The following is an 18,383-nucleotide window of genomic DNA, read 5'->3' as shown; positions in this document are numbered from 1 at the left end:
TTTAATATGTTACATATTTTCACAAGACGTTAGGTATGTAACTTATTATTGACCGACTCATGCAAAACATGCTTATTCGACCCATCGGTCGGTTAATAACCAAGGGAATGAAAATGTTGGACGCCTTTATTTGCGATGGGACTCGGACGCCGATTGGCCGCTATGGCGGCGCCCTATCCACAGTGCGTGCCGATGATTTGGCGGCAGCTCCAATCGCAGCTTTGATGCAGCGCAACACAAGCGTCGAATGGAGCCAGGTTGACGAGGTCATCTACGGGTCTGCAAACCAAGCAGGTGAAGACAATCGCAACGTCGCGCGCATGGCGGCATTGCTTGCTGGACTACCTCAGGACGTACCGGGCACCACAATCAACCGGCTTTGTGCCTCTGGTATGGACGCGGTAGGATTTGCGGCCCGTGGGATTAAGGCAGGCGACTACGACCTGACGATTGCCGGCGGTGTTGAAAGCATGAGCCGCGCGCCTTTTGTCATGCCAAAATCTGACAAGGCCTTTGGTCGTGCGAATGCGATTTATGACACAACGATTGGCTGGCGTTTCGTTAATCCCAAGATGAAGGCCGAATATGGCGTCGATAGCATGCCTCAAACAGCCGACAACGTTGCTGAAGACTACAATATCAGCCGCGCAGATCAGGATGCCTTTGCCGTGCGCTCTCAAGAGCGTTGGCAGGCAGCACATGCCGCGGGTGTCTTTAATGAAGAAATCACGCCAGTGGATGTGCTACAGCGCAAGGGTGACCCCATCCGCGTTGACACAGACGAACACCCACGTGCGGGAGTTACAACTGAGAGCCTCGGAAAACTCCGTGGCGTGAACGGCTCTGACCTGTCTGTGACCGCCGGTAATGCCAGCGGCGTCAACGACGGCGCGGCCGCCATGCTGATCGCAAGCGCTGATGGCGTTAAGCAACACGGGCTTACCCCAAAGGCGCGCATCATTGGCATGGCCAGCGCAGGTGTTGCACCGCGCGTCATGGGGATCGGTCCTGTTCCAGCAACCCGTAAGGTGTTGAATAAGGCAGGTCTTACCATTGATCAGATGGATGTCATTGAGCTGAACGAAGCCTTTGCCGCGCAGGGTCTTGCGACGTTGCGGGAGCTTGGCATCGCCGATGATGACCCACGGGTAAACCCAAATGGCGGTGCCATCGCAATCGGTCACCCGCTGGGTATGTCAGGTACCCGTCTTGTTCTGACAGCAGTCAATCAGCTTCACCGCACCGGAGGCCGCTATGCCCTTTGCACAATGTGTGTGGGTGTTGGCCAAGGTACAGCAATTCTTGTGGAAAGGATCTGAAGATATGTACGCACAAATGATCAAATCCGAGGCCACAAATGATAACCCGGAACAACTTGCAGCTTTTCAGGCACGCATTGATGCGGACGAAAAGATCGAGCCCAAAGACTGGATGCCAGAAGGCTATCGTAAGACCCTGATCCGTCAGATCGGCCAGCACGCACACTCTGAAATCGTGGGACAACTGCCAGAGGGCAATTGGATTACGCGGGCACCGACACTGGAACGTAAAGCCATTCTATTGGCTAAAGTTCAAGATGAAGCGGGCCACGGGCTATATCTCTATTGCGCAGCAGAAACACTGGGCGTGACGCGCGATGAGCTGACAGAAATGCTGAACGATGGGCGCATGAAGTATAGCTCCATTTTCAACTACCCAACGCTTACATGGGCAGACATGGGCGCTGTTGGCTGGCTTGTGGATGGCGCTGCAATCATGAACCAAGTGCCTCTGCAGCGGACCTCTTTTGGCCCCTACTCCCGCGCGATGATCCGCATCTGTAAGGAAGAAAGCTTTCACCAGCGTCAGGGCTACGACATCATGATGCGCATGGCGAAAGGCTCAGCTGAGCAAAAACGCATGGCGCAAGATGCATTGAATCGTTTCTGGTACCCGGCGCTTATGATGTTTGGTCCTTCCGACAAAGACAGTGTGCACTCTGCGCAATCCATGGCGTGGAAGATCAAAATGAACACCAATGACGAGTTGCGTCAAAAGTTCGTCGATCAAACCGTTCCGCAAGCTGAATATCTGGGTCTGACAGTTCCCGATGAAAACATTCGCTGGAATGATGAGACCGGCCAATACGATTTTTCAGAGCCGGACTGGAGCGAATTCTTCGACGTAATCCAGGGCAACGGCCCCTGTAATACGGACCGGTTGCAAGCACGTAACGACGCTTGGAACGACAACGCTTGGGTGCGCGACGGCATGATGGCCCACGCCCGCAAGACACAAATGGCAAAGGTAGCGGCACAATGAGCACTCTGAACAACGAATGGCCCCTCTGGGAGATTTTCATCCGCGGTCAGCACGGCCTGTCTCATCGTCATGTAGGCAGCCTACACGCCCCCGATGCAGAAAAGGCGATGCTGAATGCTCGGGATGTTTACACCCGTCGCAATGAAGGCGTCAGCATCTGGGTGGTACCGGCAGCGGAAATCACGGCTTCCTCCCCGTCCCAGAAGGGGCCGCTTTATGATCCCTCTCAAAGCAAGGTCTACCGTCACCCGACCTTCTTTGACATCCCAGAAGAAGTGGGAGCCATGTAATGTCACAGCAAACCGCTCTTTTTGAATGGTTGTGCCGCATGGGGGACAATACCCTTGTACTGGGGCATCGCGTCAGCGAATGGTGCGGGCGTGGTCCTGCGCTGGAAGAAGACATTGCGCTTGCAAATGTCGCGCTTGACCTGATTGGGCAAACCCAGATGTGGCTGGCGCTAGCTGGCGAAGTCGAAGGCAAAGGGCGCAGTGCAGATGACCTTGCGATGCTGCGCGATGCCTGGGATTTCCGCAATGCGTTGTTGGTGGAACAGCCAAATGGCGACTTTGGCCGCACGATGATGCGCCAGTTCCTTTTCGATAACTTCTACCTGCTGCAATTGCAGTCTCTCACGAACAGCTCAGACCAGCGCGTTGCAGACATTGCGGCAAAAGCCGTTAAAGAAGTCGCCTACCACGTCGAGCGTTCGACAGAAATTGTCATCGCGCTCGGGGATGGCACCGAAGAAAGCCGCGCCCGCATGCAATCTGCTTTGGATTGGGCATGGCCTTATGTGGGTGAGCTGTTCCAAAGTGATGACATCGATGCGCAAATCGCAGAGGCTGGCATCGCGCCGAAACCTGACTCTCTGCGTGACGCATTTGATCAAAATGTTACCGCGGCTCTGGCCCAAGCGACGCTTTCGATACCAGAAAGTGGCTTTGCCCATGCCGGTGGTAAAACCGGCTTCCGCCACTCCGAACATCTGGGCCATCTGTTGAACCAAATGCAGTGGCTACAACGCGCATATCCTGGGGCGCAGTGGTAAGGTGACCCCGTCGGCAGCAGACATATGGCAATGGCTCGACGCAGTGCCCGACCCTGAGATCCCTGTGATCTCAGTGGTTGAACTGGGCATCGTGCGCGATGTCATCTGGCAAGATGATCTGCTGAAGGTAACGGTCACCCCCACCTATTCGGGTTGCCCGGCGACCTCTATGATTTCAATCGATATCGAAACCGCCTTGCGGGATCGGGGCATTGAAAATCTAAAGATCGAAACGCAGATCGCTCCGGCTTGGACAACCGATTGGATGACGGCTTCTGCGCGCGACAAGCTGAAAGACTATGGCATTGCCCCTCCTACCCCCGCCGGCGGACCATCCGAATGCCCGCATTGTGGCGGCTCTGACGTATCTCGTGTGAGCCAGTTTGGCTCCACGCCGTGTAAGGCCCAATGGCGCTGCAACAGCTGCCTCGAGCCTTTCGACTATTTCAAATGCATATGAGGAGTCCCCAAATGGCACGCTTCCATAAACTCGAAGTTACCGAAGTTCGTAAAACCATCCGCGATGCGGTTATTGTGAGCTTGCAGCCGCAAGACGCAGAAGATTTCGACTTCATCCCCGGTCAGTATCTGACCTTCCGCCGCGACTTCGACGGCACTGAACTGCGCCGCTCCTACTCCATCTGTGCTGCGCGTGATGAAGGTAAATTACAAGTCGGCATCAAGAAGGTTGATGGCGGGGCCTTTTCGACCTGGGCGAATGAGGATCTGAAAGAAGGCATGGTGCTGGAAGCGATGCCACCGATGGGCACCTTTCATTCCCCACTTCAAGCAGAAGCAACAAAGAACTATATCGGGTTCGCAGGTGGATCGGGGATCACACCAGTTCTGTCGATCTTGAAATCCGTCCTAAAAGAAGAACCATTTTCAATCTTTACGCTGGTCTATGCAAACCGCGGCGTAAACACGATCATGTTCAAAGAAGAGATCGAGGACCTCAAGAATACATTCATGGGGCGCTTTAATGTGATCCATGTTTTGGAAAACGGCGCGGAAGACATCGACCTTTTCCGAGGCCGTATCGACGCAGAAAAATGCACCGCTTTGTTTCAACATTGGATCGACGTGAAATCTGTCGACACCGCATTTATCTGTGGCCCAGAGCCGATGATGCTTGCAATCGCCAGCGCGCTAGAAGATCACGGGCTAGAAAAAGATCAGATTAAATTCGAGCTATTTGCCTCGTCCCAACCCGGCAAACTGAAGCAAACGAAACGTGCCGCTGCCGATGGTGCCCGCGAAGACAAATCGAAGCTAAGCGTTCTGATTGATGGCACCCCACATGAGCTTGAAATGGACCGTCAAACATCGATTTTGGACGCGACTTTGGAAAACGCACTGGATGCGCCATATGCCTGTAAAGCTGGGGTCTGCTCGACGTGTAAATGCCGGGTGATAGAGGGTGAGGTCGAGATGATCACGAACCACGCTCTTGAAGACTATGAAGTTGAACGTGGCTTTGTCCTGTCCTGTCAGGCTTACCCACTGACAGACAAGATTGTTGTAGACTATGATCAGCACTGATGAATTAGGTCGTTGCCATAGGTTAACCCAATTGCAGCGACCTGGATTTCAGATCTTCAAAAAGCCAACCAAGTGATCGCGTCCGCGAGACGCGCCGCCAAAACAAAACCTAAAAATCAGCAACGTCTACGTTGCAATAAATGCAATCACATATCATCCAAACCGCGCACGCCGTTGACTGTTAGCTTGGCGACGAGGTTCGCATATTTAAGCCGCGCTTCCTTATCAGCGGTCTTGTTCCACATGTAATACCAGTTGATCATACCAAAGACCGACATCGTCGTCGCATGCAGCATTCCGCGATCCTTTTCCAGAATCTCTGGCTCGACTGAAAGCAAGATGCGATTAAGCCGTTGGACCATCTCGCGCTGATGTCCTTTTAGAATGATTTGTTGATCTTCAGGCAGCAGCGAAATGCCTTCAGTTTGAATCTTATGCTCAGCATCCATCCCCTGATAAGCAATGAGGATCGTTCCCAGCATCGACTTCAGCTCTTCGACTGGGTCATCAGCGTTTACCGGGACAGCCACAATCTGATCTCTCAGTGATTTGAGATAGCTGTCTAATATGTCAAACAGCAAGTCATCTTTGCTGTCGTAGTAATGATATATGTTGGCCTTGCTGATCCCACAGGCTTTCGCCACCTGAGACATAGAGGCGCGCGCCAGGCCCTCGGTTGCAAAGACCTGCGCAGCTGTTTTCAGAATATGGTCGCGTTTCTCGTTATGATCCTTGGCTTTTGTCCGCGCCACGTTTTATTCCTTCGCTCTATTATCAACCACTCGGACGGCTTTGCCCTGAGATCGTTCTATAGACCCTGGCACCCCAACAACAACATGTGTCGACACACCGACTATGTCTTTGATGCATTTGGTCAACATTTTTGCTGATTTATCGCGCAAATATTCGTCTGCGGCATCCGGAGTTGCCTCAACAAACACGCGCATGGCATCCATTCGGCCGGATTTGAACAATTCAATCTGGAAATGAGGGGATAGGTGATCCTGTACCAGAACCTGCTCTTCGATCTGGGTCGGGAACACGTTCACGCCGCGCAGAATGATCATATCGTCGGAACGACCGGTGATTTTTTCCATCCGGCGCATTGAGCGCGCGCTGCCTGGCAAAAGCCGTGTCAGATCGCGCGTGCGATATCGGATCATCGGCATACCTTCTTTTGTGATCGTGGTCAGAACCAACTCACCTTCCTGACCATCTTCAACCACTTCCCCGGTTTGTGGATCGATGATCTCGGGGTAGAAATGGTCTTCCCAGATGTGCAGGCCATCTTTAGTTTCCACACATTCGTTCGCCACGCCCGGCCCGATGATTTCTGATAGCCCGTAGATGTCGACCGCATGCATATCAAAGGCGTCTTCCACCTCGGCCCGCATCGCATTTGTCCAGCTTTCCGCACCAAAAACGCCGACTTGCAACGAGCTTTCGCGTGGATCAAGGCCAGCTTTGCGGAAGCCTTCGAGAATATTGAGCATATACGAAGGCGTCACCATGATGCCTTGGGGTTGGAAATCTGTAATCAAACCGACTTGCTTGTCGGTCTGCCCGCCACCCATCGGAACAACAGTCGCCCCGAGGCGTTCAATCCCGTAATGTGCGCCAAGCCCACCGGTAAACAATCCGTAGCCATAGGCGTTGTGAACCATGTCCCCTTTTCGCAGGCCCGACGCGCGCAGGCTTCGGGCCAATACATCGGACCACATCGAGATGTCGTTCTTTGTATAACCGACGACAGTCGCCTTGCCGGTCGTACCTGAGGAGGCATGCACGCGCACAATCTCCTCGCGAGGAACCGCGAATAAGCCGAACGGATAATTGTCGCGAAGATCGTTTTTATAGGTAAACGGGAACTTCGCGAGGTCACTTAGCTGCTTCAAGTCTTCAGGGTGCACACCCGCCTCATCAAAGCGCTGACGATACATCGGAACATTGTCATATGCATGCTGAAGTGACCATCTCATGCGTTTCAACTGAAGCGCGCGAATTTCATCAATCGAGGCAATTTCAATTGCTTCCAGATCGGATTTTTTGGGGGATAGATCTTTCATTGAGGATCTCCTCATTCCACGAATAATTGGCCTTTGATCGCGCGGGACATGCCCCGGAAGGTTGCGATCAACTGATTGTTTTGATTGGTGACGCGTACATCGTAGATGCCGCTGCGGCCTTGCAACGAAACCTCTTGCGCGGTGGCGGTAAGACGATCGCCCTCTTTGGCCGGTGCAATGTAATTCATGATATTGTGCTGCGCGACGGTCGCTTGATTGCGGCTATTGCAGGCGAAGGCAAAAGCACTATCGGCAAGAGCATAACTAATGCCCCCATGGCAATTTCCGTGCCCATTGCAATGGTGCTTCTGGATCACAATCGTCAGAACGGCCTCACCCTCTGCAACGCTGACAAGTTCCATGCCCAACCATTGGGATGCCCCATCTTCGCGCCACATGGCCTCCGTAGATTTTTTTGCCCGCTCAAGAGGTGTCATGTCACTCTCCTCTGAACACCGGCGCGCGCTTTTCAAGGAATGAGGATACACCTTCAGCGTAGTCAGCGCTTTCGCCACAGGTCTTCATCATACCTGCTTCTAGCTCAAGATGATCATCCAAAGTGTTCTGCCAGCTTTCCTGGATTGCTTGTTTCGTCAACCCCAAGCCAAGTGTGGGGCCCTTTGATAGCTTCTCTGCCATCGCACGCGTTTCGTCCATCAACTCAGAATCTGGCAGGGCCTTCCAGATGAGGCCCCATTCCTCTGCTTTTTGCGCAGAAAGAGGTTCAGCAGTGAGCGCAAGACCTTTCGCACGGGCTTCGCCCAACAAATGCGGTAGATGCCAGCTTCCTCCAGTGTCGGGGATCAGCCCGACCTTAGCAAAAGACTGAATGAACTTGGCGCTTTCAGCAGCGAAAACCATATCACAAGCAAGAGCAATATTAGCCCCTGCCCCGGCAGCGACCCCATTGACGGCACAAATAACAGGACACGCCATAGCGCGGATTTGTTTTACCAGAGGCGCATAATACGTCCGTACTGTCTCTCCAAGATCAGGAGGCGTATCCATCTTTGACGGATCACGATCCCCAAGATCCTGACCTGCACAAAATCCGCGACCGGCACCGGTTAACAGAACTGCGCGCGCCTTTTCACGCTGTGCTTTCTCAAGAGATTCGCGCAACGCCAGGTGCATCTCTGGATTGAAGCTATTCAGGCGGTCAGGCCGGTTCAGGGTAATTTCCACCCAATTTTCATGCATTTGGACAAGTATTGTGTCGCTCATATGCGGCCTCCCTCAGCGTCTCTCCAAAAATAATCTTGCATAAACCAACCGGTCGGTCAATATATTGAGGCGAATCTAATTCTGGAAGGTTTGGCGGACATGAACGCGGTCACGGTCGAAATCAAAGGCGACATTGCTTGGGTGAAAATTGACAATGCCCCGGTCAACGCGACGTCGACTGAAGTGCGTCAGGGTTTGCTGGATACTGTTGCCAAAGTGCGCGGATATCGCATGGCTGTCCTCTACGGTGCAGGTCGTACATTCATCGCCGGTGGTGATATGAGCGAGTTCGATCTCGCGCCTCAGGAACCTCACCTTCCAGACGTTGTTCAAGCCATTGAAGACAGTGAAACACCATTCCTCGCGGCCCTCCACGGAAGCGCTTTGGGAGGTGGCCTCGAAGTCGCTATGGCCTGTGCGTGGCGGATCGCAGCACCCAATACCAAATTTGGTCTGCCAGAAGTGAATGTCGGCCTTATTCCCGGTGCTGGTGGCACGCAACGTGCACCCCGCCTTTTGGGATGGGACATCGCTGAAAGCATGGCCTGCACAGGAAAAATCTACACCGCAGAAAAGCTTTTGGCCGTTGGTGCAGTTGATCTTATTGCTGACGACCCGCTTGTCGCAGCTTCGGAATTTATTGCAGACCGGCCTCTTCCTGTATCACAGCGCCCTGCCCCTCAGATCGATCAGGAATGGCTCGCTGAAAAGCGCGCAACACTAACCAACAAAAGCCGCGGTCAAAAATCTCCGTTTCACAATCTGACTGCCCTGAGCTGGGCAGCGGAACCTTATGCTTTAGCGCAACCGAAAGAGCGTGCGCTTCACTTGGAGCTGCGCCGATCGGACGAAAGCAAAGCTTTGCGTCATATCTTCTTTGCAGAGCGCAAAGCGGTGAAGCCTAAGGGCATCGCATTTGATCGCGCGAAATCCGTTGAAACCATCGCGATCGTTGGCGGTGGATTGATGGGCACGGGTATTGCCGCTGCATGTCTTAACGCAGGCTATACCGTTACAATCATTGAACAAAGCGAAGAAGCTGCGGATCGCGCAACCAACAACGTAACCAAGATTTTGGAAGGCGCTTTGAAGCGTAGGAAAATCGATCAGATTGGGTTTGACGCGCGCCTTTCGCGCTTCACGTCCAATGTTGGATATAACAGCGCAGCCTCTGCTGATCTCGTGATTGAAGCGGTCTTTGAAGATCTGGACGTTAAGCAGCAGGTCATGGCCGCTTTGGAAAACGTGGTCGCGCCAGAAACCATCCTTGCGACCAATACATCCTACCTCGACCCGCAGCAAATCTTTGCGAAGATGGCCAAGCCAGATCGTTGCGTCGGTCTGCATTTCTTTTCACCGGCACATATCATGAAGCTGGTTGAAGTCGTGAAGCTGCCATCAAGCGCACCTGAGACGCTTGCGACAGCATTTGCGGTTGCAAAAAATCTACGTAAAACGCCGGTCTTATCAGGGATTTGTGACGGATTTATCGGCAACCGTATTCTTGCTTCTTATCGGCGCGCGGCTGAATACCTGCTCGCGGACGGTGCCCTGCCCCATGAAATAGACGCTGCGATGCGCCAGTTTGGCATGGCGATGGGTCCATTTGAGGTGCAAGACATGAGCGGTCTGCAAATCGCACTCTCCAATCGTCGCCGTCAGGATTCCACACGCCCAGAAAACGAGCGTTATGTTACCATTTCAGACCAACTCTGCACGCTCGGCAGATTTGGGAAAAGAGTCGGTAAGGGTTGGCATCGCTATGAATCTGGCAATCACACACCCCATCGAGACCCACTCGTTGAAGCGATCATACAAGAATATTCTGCTGCTGAGAGCATCACCCGACGGACATTTCAAGTTGAAGAAATCCAACAGCAGTTGCTGGCAGCAATGGCAAACGAAGGCGCGTTGATCGTCGAAGAAGGCATCGCGCAATCGGCCGACGATGTCGATGTGGTCAAAGTGCATGGCTACGGCTTTCCGCGCTGGCGCGGTGGGCCAATGCAGGCAGCAAAAGCTTTGGGCCACGACCTCATACAAAGCGCTCTGGCGACTCTGGAGGAGAGCAGCCCGAACTCTTGGCGGCGCGCCCGCCTATTCACCTGAACAGGACATTTTAGGGAGGAAATCCAATGTCAATTAAACGAAAACTAACTGGTATTATCGCTGGTCTGATCGGCAGCGCATCAATTGCGCAGGCTGAGGCAGAGCACACTTTGGTGATCTCCAGCTGGGTGCCACCAACCCATATGATCAACACCGAAATCCTGACCGGTCTGAACACTTTGATCGAGGAAGCAACTGACGGCCGTGTAACCACGGAAATCCGCATGGGTATTGCTCCGCCACCTGCACAGATGGACCTTGTTCTCGATGGCGCGGCTGACATTGCATATGTCTTCCATGGCTATCAGCCAGGTCGCTTCACTGGCTACAAATTGGTCGAGCTACCGCGTCTTGAAGCAAGCTCTGAAGATGTATCTGCGGCCTATTGGAACCTGCACGAAAACCACCTGTCCAAGCTGAACGAACACCGCGGCGTAAAAGTTGTGGGTTTGATGGTTCACGGCCCAGGCCAGTTGCACACTGGATCGCCGGTGGACTCGCTAGACCAGATGTCTGGTTTGAAACTGCGTATGCCGGGTGGCGTGGCATCTGATGTTGGCGCGCTGTTGAATGCAACCGGCATCAAAGTTCCTGCCCCAAAGGTCTATGAAACACTGGCCTCCAACGCGGCTGACGGCGTGATGATGGTAACCGAAAGCCGCAAAAGCTTCCGTCTGACCGAAGTTGCTCCACACTACTACACAGTACCGGGCGGCTTTTTCCGTGGATCCTTTGCCTTCATCATGAATGAAGACATCTTTGCTGATCTGCCTGACGATCTTCAGGCCGCGCTGAATGAAAAAGTATTCGGTGCTCCATTGAGCAGCATGTCAGGCAAAGCTTGGGATGCAGCCGACGTCGAAGCGCTCGCGCTGACAGCCGCCACCGAAGGCAACACAAGCGTAGAAGCTTCCACAGAAGATCTGGCGAAATTCGACACCATCGCCGCGCAAGTTGAGACTTCTGTGCTCGACGAAGTCTCCGCAAAAGGGATCGACGCCCAAGCCGCGCTTGCAGACTTCCGCGCCGAACTCGGCCTTCAATAACTGACCAATTTGGCTGCCCATCATGCTTGGGCAGCCATCAAAACGCTCGCACGAGGAAGCATCATGAAAGTTCTCCGACTATGCGCGATTGCCCCCATCTGGCTGGCTGCAGTTGCTCTATTTCTATTGATGGTAATGACCTTCTTCGATGTGATTTTGCGCTCTTCTTTTGATGCGCCGATTGAAGCCGCCACTGAATTGACCCGCATTCTGGTTGCCGTTGCTGTCTTTTCGGTGATGCCTCATATTACCCTTAGTCGCCAACAGATCGCCGTCGACCTTACGGACAGCCTGTTTGAACGCTTCAATCTGTCGAGACTTCGCGATGGCGCCAACTTTCTAATCTGCGGCATTCTGATGTTTTGGCCGGTCGAACGCCTTTGGACCCTTGCAGAGCGCACACGTGGCTACGGCGATGTGACGGAATACATCGGCATCCCCCAATATTTACCAATGTGGTTCATCTCTGCATCCGTCACGCTAACAGCGATCGGAATGGTCAGCTGCGGCGCGATCATCCTGTTCTCTCCAACACTTGCGAAAAAGGTGCTGACATGGAAAGCGCACTGATCGGCTTTGCCATTGTACTTGGGCTGGTACTTCTTCGTATGCCCATCGTTTTTGCCATGGGCATCGTCGGAACCTTTGGGTTTGCCTACGAACGCGGAGGAGATCTGTTTGATGAACGTGGCCTCAAAGCAGCCTTGTCTATGGTTGGCCGCCAGATCACTGACACGGCCCAGGACTATGGCCTCTCTGTGATACCGCTTTTCATCATGATGGGTCTCTTTGTGAACAAAGGCGGCATGGCGCGTGAACTTTATGCAGTGTCTAACGCCTTCCTCGGCCATTTCCGTGGGGGCCTCGCGATGGCCACCGTCATGGCCTGCGGCGGCTTCTCTGCCATCTGTGGATCATCCCTTGCGACTGCGGCCACCATGTCCAAAGTTGCCATGCCTGAAATGCGTCGCTTTAAATACTCAGATCGCCTATCGACAGCTTCTATCGCCGCGGGCGGTACGCTTGGCATCCTGATCCCACCCTCCGTTATTCTGGTCATCTATGGCCTTCTGACAGAGACGTCGATCGGCAAGCTCTTTATGGCGGGGATTATCCCAGGCTTGCTTGGCATCTTCTTTTACCTGCTTGCTGTGCGCTGGACGGTGTTTCGAGATCCAGAATCCGGCCCCGCTGGCCCCCGCGCTAATTGGAAGGAACGCTTGGTCGCCCTTCGGTCTGTGTGGGCAGTATTGCTGCTGTTTTTCCTGGTGATTGGTGGCCTCTACGGCATTTTCGATATCCACCCGCTGAACCTGACATTCTCCCCGACAGAGGCCGCTGGCATGGGTGCGATGGGCGCCTTTATCATTGCCCTTTCACGCGGGGGCCTGCGCATTGCCGACATCTTTGATGTCCTGCGCGAGACGTCTTTTACATCAGCGAGCCTATTCGCAGTCCTCATCGGTGCGCAGGTTTTCTCAAACTTTGTGAACCTCGCTGGGCTACCCGAAGCGCTGATCACATTGGTTTCCGCCAATGACGTTGCCCCATTCACTGTGATACTGTTGATCTTGCTGGTCTATGTGGTGCTTGGCTGTGTCTTTGAAAGCCTGTCCATGCTGCTTCTCACAGTGCCAATTTTCTTCCCGCTGGTCACCTCCTTGGGCTTTGACCCAATCTGGTTTGGCATCGTGGTGGTGGTCGTGGTTGAAATCTCGCTGATCACCCCGCCCGTGGGCTTGAACGTGTTCATCCTAAAAGGGGTTGTTGGCGACGTTACCACAGCAACTGTTTTCCGAGGTGTCACCCCATTCTGGATGGCTGACATTCTGCGACTGATCCTCATCGTCGCAATCCCCACACTTGTTCTCTTTCTCCCCAATCAAATGGGTGCGCTAGGTCACTGACCCGCCTCCAAACTCAACAGGAGTTTCAACCATGTCATTGATTGACGTCAAAAGCTTTGCTGTGGGCCAATGGGTCACGCCTGACTCCGATGCCCGTCAGATTTTCAATGCCGTCACCGGTGAAGGCATGGCGCGCGCCGGAAACTCAACGTTGGATGTAGAAGCCATGCTGGAGTTTGGACGCACCAAAGGCGGCCCGGCCCTACGCGCAATGACCTTCCACGACCGTGCTCGTATGCTAAAGGCCTTGGCCATCGAAATAGGCAAACACAAACAAGCGCTTTACGACATCAGCTTTGCAACCGGCGCCACGCAATCCGATAACTTGATTGATATCGATGGTGGCATCGGCACCATGTTTGTCTTCGCGTCCAAAGGCCGTCGTGAATTGCCAGATGCGCATGTTTATTTGGATGGTGATGTCGAGCAGTTGTCGCGCAACGGAACCTTCCTTGGTCAGCACATAGCGACATCGATGCAGGGCGTTGCCGTGCATATCAACGCTTTCAACTTCCCTGTTTGGGGCATGTTGGAAAAACTGGCCCCGACCCTTCTTGCGGGCGTTCCAGCGATTGTGAAACCCGCAACCGCAACATGCTATGTCACAGAGTTGGCTGTTAAAATTATGCTCGATAGCGGCTTGCTACCGGAAGGCGCGCTGCAATTGGTCAGCGGTGGCCTCGGCGACATGTTGGATCGCCTCACCCATCAGGATATCGTCAGCTTTACCGGATCGGCTCATACAGCACTGAAGCTGCGTTCAGCGCCACATATTCTGGAAAATTCCATTCGCTTTGTCGCAGAACAAGATAGTTTGAACGCATCTATTCTTGGCCCCGATGCAGAACCGGGTACGCCTGAATTTGACCTGTTCATCAAAGAAGTTCAGCGTGAGATGACCACAAAAGCAGGACAGAAATGTACTGCGATCCGCCGCATCATCGTGCCAGAAGCCCAATCATCTGCCGTGATCGAAGCACTCAGCGCACGCCTGGCGAAAACCGTAATTGGTGACCCAAAGATCGAAGGGGTACGGATGGGCGCACTGGTTTCACAATCGCAAAAGAACGACGTTTTGAAAACCGCATCGCTGATCGGAACCGAAGCGGAACGCGTCTATGGCGACCCGGACAACTTCGAGGTCCAAGGGGCCGATGCCAATACGGGTGCCTTTGTGCCTCCAATGTTGTTTCATTGTTCAAACCCGGATCAGGCCAAAATCGTACACGAGAATGAAGCCTTCGGTCCTGTTTCAACCATCATGGGCTATCGTGACTTGGACCATGCTATGACGCTCGCGAACCGCGGCGAAGGTAGCCTCGTCGCATCTGTCATCACACGTGATCCCGAAGTTGCGCGTTCCGTCGTGCTGGGTTCTGGCGCTTATCATGGGCGTCTCTACTTCAACAACCGTGACTCCATGAAGGAAAGCACAGGCCACGGCTCGCCTTTGCCACATATGGTTCACGGCGGCCCCGGTCGTGCAGGTGGCGGCGAAGAAATGGGCGGTATCCGCGGTGTTATGCACTACATGCAGAGGACAGCGGTTCAAGGCTCACCGGACATTCTGTCGGCGGTAGGTCGCAAATGGGTTCCAGGTGCAACCGAACTTGAGGCACCTGCACACCCATTCACGCGCACATTCAATGAACTTCAGATCGGTGAAACCATTCATACAGCAGAGCGTGAAATCAGTCTGGAAGACATTGAAACGTTCGCACATTTCACGGGTGATACCTTCTATGCTCACATGAATGCCGAAGCGGCTAAACGCAATCCGTTCTTCCCAGATCGCGTTGCACACGGCTACCTGCTAATCAGCTTTGCGGCTGGATTGTTTGTTGAGCCAAACGAAGGGCCAGTTCTGGCGAACACCGGTTTGGATAACCTGCGCTTCATGAAGCCAGTTGAAGCGGGCGACAGTATCAAGGTTCGACTGAGCGTTAAGCACAAAACGCCGCGCAATGAAGAATACGGCGAGGTCCGCTGGCACGTCACAATGGCCAACCAAGATAATGATCTGGTTGCAGAATACGAGCTTCTGACGATGAACGCTTATGAACGTCAAACTTGAAGCATCTCGTTTTCACACTTAGAAAAGTTGCATGAAAACCGAAGAATTTCGCAAACTCGTTGCAACTTTTAATGATGACCAGACCCCTCGGGTCTGGTCTCTTCTCGTGACGGTCTTCGGTGAGCTAACACAGGGAAAAGATGTCCATGTATCAGGCTCTATGCTCAGTAGAATTTGTGCAGAAATCGCCATCAAGCCAGAGGCCATGCGAGTGGCCTTGCACCGGCTGCGTAAGAATGGTTGGATCAACAGTCAAAAATCCGGTCGAACAAGCGACTACTTTCTAACTTCATATGGTCTAGAAGAAACCCTGAAGGCCCGCCCAATCATCTATGCTACCAGACCTCCGTCTGAAAGGGCCTGGCTTTGTATCTGCAATTCAGGCCAACAAAAACCTGAAGGCGTGGTTTCAACAGGCGCGCAAAGTTTTGTAACTAATACGCAACCAAGTGATTCAGACCTCTTTGCAATCGAGCTGCAACCGGATGAAAGTCTACCTTGCTGGATGTTTGACAAGATTTGCGATCCAAATACCATTTCAGAAGCGGTGCTGTTGGCAGAAAAACTGAGAAGTTTGAATGGTGTGCTTAACGCCAATGTAAACTTCTCGCCGCTGCAGACAGCCGTGCTACGTATATTGATAGTCCATAGCTGGCGCCGGATCGTCTTAAAGGTACCGCCCCTACCGGATCATATGTTTGGCTCGAATTGGGCCGGAAAGTACTGCCGAAGCACCTGCCACGATTTCTTAATCCGTTTTCCGAAACCCGATCTGGATGAGCTAACCTGTTCTTAACCGTTACACTCAGGCAGGCAAAAAATGTATTGCCAACCGATAGCATTGAAACCTGAAGTGTATTGATACGGAACGCTTTGTCAGCCGTCAGAGTTTTTCGGAGAGCTGAAGCAGTATAATTTCGGAAACCTTTACAAAACAAAAGCCCGCCAATGGCGGGTCTATGTTGAGGGTGCAACCGGGTCCCCGTTTTCATTTGACAGCGTGGCCACCAAATCCACTATCTCTTCAGTCTTGCGACCTACTTTTCCACCTTTTGAGCGGTGTATGACGCAGGCGCTCTCTCCTGACACTCCCAAATATTTTGTCCGGTATCACCCGTTGTTACCCGATATTGGACCTGTCACGGTTTGATGCCGCTCCTTTGATAACATCTACTGCAACAAAAGAGATTGGCTATGGGACTGAAACGGACGAATTCCGCGCTTGTGTGATGTGTATCGCGCTGACAAGCGGGCTTACACGAAAACAGATTGCTGATGATCTAGGTGTTGGCATGTCGACGTTGAACAAGTGGGTCACGGCGCATCGAGAAACTGATGTGGTTTCCAAAGAGCATTTGAACCTCGCCAAAGAGAATGATCGGCTTAGACGTGAAGTCCGGTTCCTTAAGGAGGAGAAGGCGATCTTTGAATACATCAATGGGTTTTATAACCCACGACGCCGTCATTCAGCACTGGGTTGGAAAAGCCCCATCGCTTTCGAAAGGAAAGTGGTCTAAACGAGCACTTGGAGTGGCACAAAAGCGTGACCTGACCTACAACAAACCTTTAGTGATCCAACATCGCCCACAGGCGTCTTTTGATTTCCAGAAACTCATCTGTCAAACGCATATCATCAGTTCTTGGCCGGGGAAGATTGACCTCTTCGAGGTGATGAACACGCCCCGGACGAGACGACAGCACTACTATTTTGTCAGACAAAAATATTGCTTCTTCAATATCATGCGTCACAAAAACGACAGTCTTTTTGGTTTGGTTCCAGGTTTCCAAAAGGTCAGATTGCATCCGCTCTTTGGTTTGCGCATCCAGCGCCCCAAAGGGTTCATCCATTAGCAAAACATCAGGATCATTTGCATAAACTCTGCCGATATCGACCCGTTTACGCATGCCACCTGACAATTCACGTGGCCAACGGTTTTCAAAGCCTTTCAGGCCAACCAAATCTGTCCACTTGGCCTCGATCTCCGCTTGTTGTGCCTTTGAAGCCCCCCTGAGACGCGGCCCATAGGAGATATTCTTGGCTACGGTCATCCAAGGGAATACTGCATCTTGCTGGAAAACCATGCCGCGTCGACGATCGGTACCATGGATCACTTCGCCATCAAGAGTGAGTTCGCCATCGGAAGGGTCAAACAGCCCAGCCATCATTTTTAGAAGAGTAGACTTTCCGCATCCTGAAGTTCCAATGATAGAATTAAAACTACCAGTTTCAAACGTTAGATCGATGTCCTCTAGCACGGTCAGTGCATCTGCACCGCCTTTACCAAAAGTGTGAGTCAGGTTGTTGGTTTTGATTTCGGGCATTATTCACGCGCCTCCGACCATTGCATGAGATAAGCTTGGATGCGGCGGAAGATCCGATCCATGATGAACGCGCAAGTACCAATTATCACAATAATCATCATGACTTGATCGGTCAGGAAATAACGTCTGCCTTCCTGAAGCAAAAAACCAAGGCCATTCTGCGCGGCCAGCAATTCTGAAGCCACAAGTGTGGTCCAAGCAGCACCTAGAGCGATACGATAACCAGTGATGATAAACGGTGTTGCAGCCGGAATAGCAACGGTACGAAACACTTGGAAACGGTTGGCCCCCATTGTCGCCGCAGCATCTACATAGACCTGGGGTACATTTTTCATACCCGCGATGACGTTCACAACGCAGACCATGAAACAGGCGATCGAAATGATTAACACTCGGCTGAATTCATCGATACCAAACCAAATGATGATGATCGGAATATAGGCCAACGGTGGGATTGGGCGTAGTGCTTCGATTAGGGGATCCACTAGGTATTCAATGGTTTTGTACCACCCGACCAGACACCCAACGATCAGCGCCCCAGTCGTTCCAAAGAAGAAACCAAGGAAAATACGGTACAGGCTTGCCCCCAGCGCTTTGGAAAGATTGCCGGATTCAAGGTTCACAAAAAAGGACTTTATGATGTCCGAAATCGGCGGCAGCAATGCCGGATTATTGTCTGGCTGATTGGTTATCCAAACATAAGCCGCAAACACTAAGGCCACAGACAAGGCGCCCAATTGC

At 52.6% G+C, this 18,383-nt stretch carries 18 protein-coding genes and 1 pseudogene; 13 read left to right on the top strand and 6 right to left on the bottom strand.

Going from position 1 to position 18,383, the window contains the following annotated elements; translation table 11 throughout:
- Positions 1-116 precede the first annotated feature (116 nt).
- Genes pcaF through JXQ85_RS04225 form a run of 6 tightly spaced genes read left to right on the top strand, consistent with a single transcriptional unit; the run spans position 117 to position 4,894 of the window.
- On the top strand, positions 117-1,319 hold the full coding sequence (pcaF, locus tag JXQ85_RS04250; protein WP_421747734.1) for a 3-oxoadipyl-CoA thiolase: 1,203 nt from the start codon (positions 117-119) through the stop codon (positions 1,317-1,319).
- 4 nt (positions 1,320-1,323) lie between these two features.
- Complete coding sequence (paaA, locus tag JXQ85_RS04245; RefSeq protein WP_421747639.1) at positions 1,324-2,301, top strand: 1,2-phenylacetyl-CoA epoxidase subunit PaaA; 978 nt, start codon at positions 1,324-1,326, stop codon at positions 2,299-2,301.
- Between the two features lie 5 nt (positions 2,302-2,306).
- Entirely contained in the window at positions 2,307-2,591 is a 285-nt protein-coding gene (paaB, locus tag JXQ85_RS04240) for a 1,2-phenylacetyl-CoA epoxidase subunit PaaB (RefSeq protein ID WP_421747733.1), read from the top strand.
- Positions 2,591-3,352: a 1,2-phenylacetyl-CoA epoxidase subunit PaaC gene (gene paaC / locus JXQ85_RS04235; protein ID WP_421747638.1), complete on the top strand. Its 762-nt coding sequence runs from the start codon at positions 2,591-2,593 to the stop codon at positions 3,350-3,352. Before paaB ends, paaC begins: the two co-directional genes overlap by 1 nt.
- Position 3,353: 1 nt before the next feature.
- Positions 3,354-3,812, top strand: coding sequence for a 1,2-phenylacetyl-CoA epoxidase subunit PaaD (gene paaD / locus JXQ85_RS04230; RefSeq protein WP_421747637.1), 459 nt, complete (start codon positions 3,354-3,356; stop codon positions 3,810-3,812).
- An 11-nt stretch (positions 3,813-3,823) separates the two neighbouring features.
- Positions 3,824-4,894: a 2Fe-2S iron-sulfur cluster-binding protein gene (locus JXQ85_RS04225; protein WP_421747636.1), complete on the top strand. Its 1,071-nt coding sequence runs from the start codon at positions 3,824-3,826 to the stop codon at positions 4,892-4,894.
- A 146-nt stretch (positions 4,895-5,040) separates the two neighbouring features.
- Here the strand turns inward: JXQ85_RS04225 and JXQ85_RS04220 are convergent, their stop codons facing one another.
- The 4 genes from JXQ85_RS04220 to paaG are packed head-to-tail and all read right to left on the bottom strand — an operon-like array spanning position 5,041 to position 8,184.
- Entirely contained in the window at positions 5,041-5,646 is a 606-nt protein-coding gene (locus JXQ85_RS04220; protein ID WP_421747635.1) for a TetR/AcrR family transcriptional regulator, read from the bottom strand.
- A 3-nt stretch (positions 5,647-5,649) separates the two neighbouring features.
- Positions 5,650-6,960 (bottom strand): phenylacetate--CoA ligase PaaK, encoded by a 1,311-nt coding sequence (gene paaK, locus JXQ85_RS04215; protein WP_421747634.1) that lies wholly within the window; start codon positions 6,958-6,960, stop codon positions 5,650-5,652.
- A gap of 11 nt (positions 6,961-6,971) precedes the next feature.
- Positions 6,972-7,397, bottom strand: coding sequence for a hydroxyphenylacetyl-CoA thioesterase PaaI (paaI, locus tag JXQ85_RS04210; RefSeq protein ID WP_421747633.1), 426 nt, complete (start codon positions 7,395-7,397; stop codon positions 6,972-6,974).
- 1 nt (position 7,398) lies between these two features.
- A complete protein-coding gene (gene paaG / locus JXQ85_RS04205; protein ID WP_421747631.1) occupies positions 7,399-8,184 on the bottom strand; it encodes a 2-(1,2-epoxy-1,2-dihydrophenyl)acetyl-CoA isomerase PaaG in 786 nt (261 codons plus the stop codon).
- Between the two features lie 99 nt (positions 8,185-8,283).
- Here paaG and JXQ85_RS04200 point away from each other — a divergent pair, with 99 nt between their 5' ends.
- The 7 genes and pseudogenes from JXQ85_RS04200 to JXQ85_RS04170 form a co-directional block, all read left to right on the top strand.
- Positions 8,284-10,293 (top strand): FAD-dependent oxidoreductase, encoded by a 2,010-nt coding sequence (locus JXQ85_RS04200; RefSeq protein WP_421747629.1) that lies wholly within the window; start codon positions 8,284-8,286, stop codon positions 10,291-10,293.
- 26 nt (positions 10,294-10,319) lie between these two features.
- Entirely contained in the window at positions 10,320-11,339 is a 1,020-nt protein-coding gene (locus JXQ85_RS04195; RefSeq protein WP_421747627.1) for a TRAP transporter substrate-binding protein, read from the top strand.
- A gap of 63 nt (positions 11,340-11,402) precedes the next feature.
- Complete coding sequence (locus tag JXQ85_RS04190) at positions 11,403-11,909, top strand: TRAP transporter small permease (RefSeq protein WP_421747625.1); 507 nt, start codon at positions 11,403-11,405, stop codon at positions 11,907-11,909.
- Entirely contained in the window at positions 11,894-13,246 is a 1,353-nt protein-coding gene (locus tag JXQ85_RS04185; protein ID WP_421747623.1) for a TRAP transporter large permease, read from the top strand. The genes JXQ85_RS04190 and JXQ85_RS04185 overlap by 16 nt, the downstream gene beginning before the upstream one ends.
- A 31-nt stretch (positions 13,247-13,277) precedes the next feature.
- Complete coding sequence (paaZ, locus tag JXQ85_RS04180; RefSeq protein WP_421747622.1) at positions 13,278-15,320, top strand: phenylacetic acid degradation bifunctional protein PaaZ; 2,043 nt, start codon at positions 13,278-13,280, stop codon at positions 15,318-15,320.
- 31 nt (positions 15,321-15,351) lie between these two features.
- Positions 15,352-16,116 (top strand): PaaX family transcriptional regulator C-terminal domain-containing protein, encoded by a 765-nt coding sequence (locus tag JXQ85_RS04175; RefSeq protein WP_421747620.1) that lies wholly within the window; start codon positions 15,352-15,354, stop codon positions 16,114-16,116.
- A 391-nt stretch (positions 16,117-16,507) separates the two neighbouring features.
- Positions 16,508-16,750 (top strand): annotated as a pseudogene (locus tag JXQ85_RS04170) (transposase); the annotation flags it as partial.
- 136 nt (positions 16,751-16,886) lie between these two features.
- Here the strand turns inward: JXQ85_RS04170 and JXQ85_RS04165 are convergent.
- Positions 16,887-17,642: an ABC transporter ATP-binding protein gene (locus JXQ85_RS04165; RefSeq protein ID WP_421747618.1), complete on the bottom strand. Its 756-nt coding sequence runs from the start codon at positions 17,640-17,642 to the stop codon at positions 16,887-16,889.
- Positions 17,642-18,379: an ABC transporter permease gene (locus JXQ85_RS04160; RefSeq protein ID WP_421747617.1), complete on the bottom strand. Its 738-nt coding sequence runs from the start codon at positions 18,377-18,379 to the stop codon at positions 17,642-17,644. The genes JXQ85_RS04165 and JXQ85_RS04160 overlap by 1 nt, the downstream gene beginning before the upstream one ends.
- Positions 18,380-18,383 lie beyond the last annotated feature (4 nt).

The sequence above is a fragment of the Cognatishimia sp. genome (assembly GCF_049116455.1).
In the GTDB taxonomy this organism is placed as follows: Bacteria; Pseudomonadota; Alphaproteobacteria; order Rhodobacterales; family Rhodobacteraceae; genus Cognatishimia.
Note: the sequence above shows the minus strand (reverse complement) of the source record. Positions and strands in the feature narration are given on the sequence as shown.